This is a genomic window from Williamsia sp., assembly GCF_016462415.1.
Lineage (GTDB): Bacteria > Actinomycetota > Actinomycetes > Mycobacteriales > Mycobacteriaceae > Williamsia_A.
Genome location: NZ_JAEMTF010000099.1, coordinates 1 through 4,261, shown reverse-complemented (window position 1 = coordinate 4,261; position 4,261 = coordinate 1). Strand labels below are relative to the sequence as shown.

Sequence of the window (4,261 nt, the reverse complement as noted above, 5' to 3'; positions counted from 1 at the left end):
AAGGTCCGCCGATACCGCTCCGGACTCACGCCGCAGGCCTTTCGGAACGCTGCACGCGTCGCGGCGGGGGATCCGAGTCCGGTTCGCTCACCGAGTTGCTCGACCGGCAGGTCGGTGGTCTCCAGGATCTCGCGCGCGAGGTCGATCCGGACCGTCACCATCCACTGTGCGGGCGTCAGACCTGTCTCGGCGACGAAGGCACGGACCAGGGTTCGTGGTGAACAGGGCACGCGCGCAGCGAGTTCGGTGAGGGTGTGACGTGCTCTGGGGTCGTCGGTCATCCACGCCCGCAGGTCGGCGAGACGTTCTCCGCGCGCCGTCGGGCGAGCCACCGGGATGAACTGGGCCTGGCCACCGCTGCGTCTCGGAGGTGCGACGATGGCCCGCGCCCGCTGGTTGGCTGCGCCGGAGCCGAAGTCACGCGCGATGAGGTGCAGGCAGAGGTCGACGCCTGCGGTCACGCCCGCCGAGGTCAGGATGTCGCCGTCGTCGAGGAACAGCGGGCGCGGGTCGACGGTCAGCCGGGGATACATCTGCGCAAGGCGGTCTGCCTCCTGCCAGTGCGTGGTGACCGTCCGTCCCGTCAGTAGGCCGGCGGCGGCGAGCGCGAAGACCCCGGTGCAGATCGACACCATCCGCGCTTGCCGGTCGGCTGCTGCAGCCAGGGCCGCCAGAGTGGCCGCCGAAACGGCTGCCACCGGATTCTCGACGCCCGGTACGACGACGGTGTCCGCGTGCGCGAGCGCGCCGAGTGGCTCGGTTCCCGACATCGTCACTCCCCCGACCGGGGTGGGACCCAGGTCGGGGTCCGCGCACACGGTCAGCGAGTAACGGGGGTCGAACCCGAAGATCTGCATGGGGATGCCGAGGTCGAGTGGGAGGGCTCTCGGAAGGACCAGCACGGCCACGTTGTGTGTCACGTGACCATTTTCGAGCGGGACAGGGCTTTGTGGCCACTGGTGCCACCGGCGCGGCGCGGGTGGGATCAGGGACATGCCACTTCTCCTCGAGATCCCGACCGATCCGATCGCCATCGCCGCACTGCAGGCGGCTCGATCCACCGAGTCCGAATCCGTGTTCAACCATTCGGTGCGCAGCTACCTGTGGGCGGTGCTCCTCGCCGATCACGAGAACGCCACGCGCGACGCCGACTACGACCCGGGGCTCCTGTTCGCGGCGACCGTCATGCACGACCTCGGCGCGGGCTCCCGCGCTCCGGGGCGTCAACGGTTCGAGGTCGAGGGCGCCGACCTCGCCGCCGCGCTGCTGACCGACCACGGTGTGACGGCGACGGATGTCGACCGCGTCTGGGAGGCCATCGCCATCCATACGAGCCCGGGCATCGCCGAGCGTCGGGGTCTGCTCGCCTACCTCGTCCGCGAGGGTGTCGGTATCGATTTCGGACGGCAGGCGGACGTGGTCCGCGACCATGCGGACGACATCCACGCTCGATATCCGCGGTTGTCGATGGTGCGCTCGCTCGTCGACGCCATCGTGGACCACGCCGCGCGCGACGAGGCTGCGGCACCGCGCTATTCGACGCCCGGCGAACTGCTCCGCGAGCGGCGCGAGAACGGTGTCACGCGCATGGAGCTGGCCGCGGCCGAGTCCCCGTGGCGGAGCTGACCCGATCCGTTCAGGGCTTCTCGCTCTTGTTTTGAGAGCACCGGTGCGCTTGACTCTGATGTGAGATCGCAGCCATCCCCACGTGAAGGACGTCCATGAGCAACCAGTCCGCATTCGTTCCCACCGCCGTCGGAGTCACCTTGGCCGCGACGGGTGTCGCACACTTCGTGGTGCCGCAGGCGTTCCAGGCGATCACCGTGCAGGCGTTCCCGAAGGACACGAGCACGTGGATCAAGCGCAACGGCTTCACCGAGACGGTGGTCGGTGCGGCCATCGCGATCCCGGCGACGCGCACGGCGGGCTGGGTCGCACTCGGCGCCTACGTGGCCTTCCTCGGATCGCAGATCGTCCTCGCCAACAAGTGACCTAGGCGCCCGCGGGTGGGTCGAGCTTCGCGGCCCAGTCGTTGACCCACTCGATCAACGGCTCGCCCGCCGCGAGCAGGTCGGTGCCGTCGGCGGTGAGTGCATAACCGTCGTCGGTCCGCATCACGAGATCAACGCCGCGGAGCTCGGCCAGGCGGGTGTTGAGCGTGCTCGCGGCCACACCTCCCGCACGTTCCTGCAACGCCCGAAACGACGCCGGTCCGTCGGCGAGCGCCCACAGCACCCCGAGGGCCGCCCGACGACCCAGCAGGTCGAGCAGCACCATGATCGGGCGCCCGGTTGCCGAACCGCGCACCGGTTGCCCGGGTCGCGGCGTCGCACTCGCCCTGTCCATGCCGGGGATGCTATCGGCGCGTCGGCCTGCGCGCTCTCGTTTGCAGAGCGCGACGCCGCCTACGGTGCCCGATCCCCTAGCCCGCGAGGGACGTGGTCTGCACCGGCACGGCGCCGGAGTCGACGGTGAACATCTCCCTGCTCCATGGGGCGACGGTGGACGCCCCGTACTCCATGGCGCGCAGGCGTTTCGCGAGAGCAGGCAGTTCTCGCACGTGCAGCAGTGCGGCCATCTCCGTGTACCACCGGAGCACCTCGATGACCGACATGTCCAACGCGACAGCGACCTCTGCGAGGGTGTGATCCTCGGCAACGAGGTCGGCGATCGACTTGTGGGTACCCACGCGACGGGCGGGACCGGTGTTGTTTTCGCTCACGAGTCGACACTAGGTCCGGCGTCCGACATCCTGGGCGATCGCGCGGCGATCGGTACGGGAACGTGCCCAGGTCACGGGAAGGTCTCGACGAGCAGGCAGGGGCCGACTCCCGACCCAGACGGTGGGGCGCACAGGTCAATCGACCTCGGAGGCGTTGCGCGAGTCGGTGAGCGTGAGAGCCCCGCCGACGGCGACGACCCCGACGACAACGGCGAGCACCGCGTAGGTGATCCGCTCTCCGTGGAAGAAGGAGTCGATCAGGGCGCTGCTCCAGGCGCCGCTCGGCAGCTGCGTGGTGACCAGGGCCGCGATGAGTGTGCCGACGACCGCGGTGCCCACACTGGTGCCCACCTCCTGGGCGGTGTCGTTGAGGGCGGCACCGATCGAGGTGCGGTTGGCCGGCATGGCGTCGACGAGGGCGATCGCGCAGATCGTCATCACGGTGCGCAGCCCGATCGTCATCAGGACCATCGAGGCCGCGATGGCGGCGTACCCGTGCTCGACGCCCCACGACAGGCCCCCGAGCGAGCCGGCGAGGCAGAGCGCACCGATGACGCAGGCGATGCGGTGACCGAATCGTGCGGCGAGCCACTCCGAGAGCGGCGTGGCCACGACCATCGTCACGATGATCGGTAGGTTGGCCAGCCCGGCACGCATCGGGCTCCACCCGTACGCGTACTGGAAGTGCAGGATCAGCCCGAACATCACACTCGCCATGGCGATCGACGTACCGACCTGCGCGATGGCCGCACCCCGCACCGTTCCGCTCGAGAACAGGCGCAGGTCCAGCATCGGCGCAGCGCTGCGGCGTTCGTGCCAGACGAACGCCACTCCGGCAGCCACGGCACCGACGATCGAGGTGACAGTCGGCGTCGAGAGCCAACCGTGTTCCACACCGCTGGTCAGCGACCAGCACGCGAGACCGATCGTCGTGATGCTGAGCAACGCGCCGGGCAGATCGAGCTTGTCGGCGGTGAGGTCGCCGGGTCGGTCGGCCGGAACACCCAGTCGGACACCAATTGCGGCGATCAGCGCGATCGGTGCGTTGACGACCAACAACCATTCCCACCTGACGTGGGCCAAGGCAGTGCCGCCCAGAACCGGCCCGAGGACGAATCCCGCCATACCGACCACGATCATCACGGTCATCGCACGCATCCGCAGGGTCTTGTCGTCGAAGAGCCGGAAGACCAACGAGTTGGTGATCGGCGCCATCGCCGCAGCCGCGACCCCGAGCGCGGCTCGGAGGCCGATGAGTTCGCCGGTCGACGTCACGGCGAGGACGAGCAGGCTCACCGAGCCGAAGACGCCGAGCCCGACCAACAGCACCCGGCGGCGGCCGAACCGATCGGCGATCGATCCCGCGGTCAGCAGCAGGCCGCCGAAGGTGAGCGAGTAGGCGCCGGTCACCCACTGCAGCGCAGTGGTTCCGCTCCCGAGGTCGCGCCCGATCGTGGGCAGCGCGATGGACAGCAACGTGTTGTCGACCATCTCGACGAAGAACGCGAGACAGAGCGCGGCCAGCGGTATCCACGCGGC

Annotated in this window: 6 protein-coding genes; 2 read left to right on the top strand and 4 right to left on the bottom strand. The window is 69.3% G+C overall.

Translation table 11 applies throughout. The features are described 5' to 3' along the window. Positions 1 to 920: helix-turn-helix domain-containing protein (locus JHC79_RS18895; protein ID WP_296393716.1), on the bottom strand; the 920-nt coding region annotated here is incomplete at its 3' end. Positions 921 to 993: 73 nt separating this feature from the next. Here JHC79_RS18895 and JHC79_RS18890 point away from each other — a divergent pair. Together JHC79_RS18890 and JHC79_RS18885 are read left to right on the top strand one after the other, a co-directional pair. Further along, positions 994 to 1,626: an HD domain-containing protein gene (locus tag JHC79_RS18890; RefSeq protein ID WP_296393712.1), complete on the top strand. Its 633-nt coding sequence runs from the start codon at positions 994 to 996 to the stop codon at positions 1,624 to 1,626. A 95-nt stretch (positions 1,627 to 1,721) separates the two neighbouring features. Further along, positions 1,722 to 1,991 carry a hypothetical protein gene (locus JHC79_RS18885; RefSeq protein WP_296393710.1) on the top strand — a complete coding sequence of 90 codons (270 nt, stop codon included), beginning with the start codon at positions 1,722 to 1,724 and terminating at the stop codon, positions 1,989 to 1,991. 1 nt (position 1,992) lies between these two features. On the opposite strand, the gene JHC79_RS18880 is transcribed toward JHC79_RS18885, so the two are convergent. From JHC79_RS18880 to JHC79_RS18870, 3 genes are all read right to left on the bottom strand, one after another. After that, positions 1,993 to 2,346, bottom strand: coding sequence for a helix-turn-helix domain-containing protein (locus JHC79_RS18880; protein WP_296393708.1), 354 nt, complete (start codon positions 2,344 to 2,346; stop codon positions 1,993 to 1,995). 76 nt (positions 2,347 to 2,422) lie between these two features. Then, positions 2,423 to 2,722 carry a hypothetical protein gene (locus JHC79_RS18875; protein WP_296393705.1) on the bottom strand — a complete coding sequence of 100 codons (300 nt, stop codon included), beginning with the start codon at positions 2,720 to 2,722 and terminating at the stop codon, positions 2,423 to 2,425. A gap of 135 nt (positions 2,723 to 2,857) precedes the next feature. Next, positions 2,858 to 4,261 (bottom strand): MFS transporter (locus tag JHC79_RS18870; RefSeq protein WP_296393703.1); only part of this gene is annotated, 1,404 nt, incomplete at its 5' end.

Bases quoted from the DNA above. Each gene is read 5' to 3' on its own strand.
- JHC79_RS18890 (WP_296393712.1), top strand. From the start codon at position 994: ATGCCACTTCTCCTCGAGATCCCGACCGATCCGATCGCCATCGCCGCA.
- JHC79_RS18885 (WP_296393710.1), top strand. From the start codon at position 1,722: ATGAGCAACCAGTCCGCATTCGTTCCCACCGCCGTCGGAGTCACCTTG.
- JHC79_RS18880 (WP_296393708.1), bottom strand. From the start codon at position 2,346: ATGGACAGGGCGAGTGCGACGCCGCGACCCGGGCAACCGGTGCGCGGT.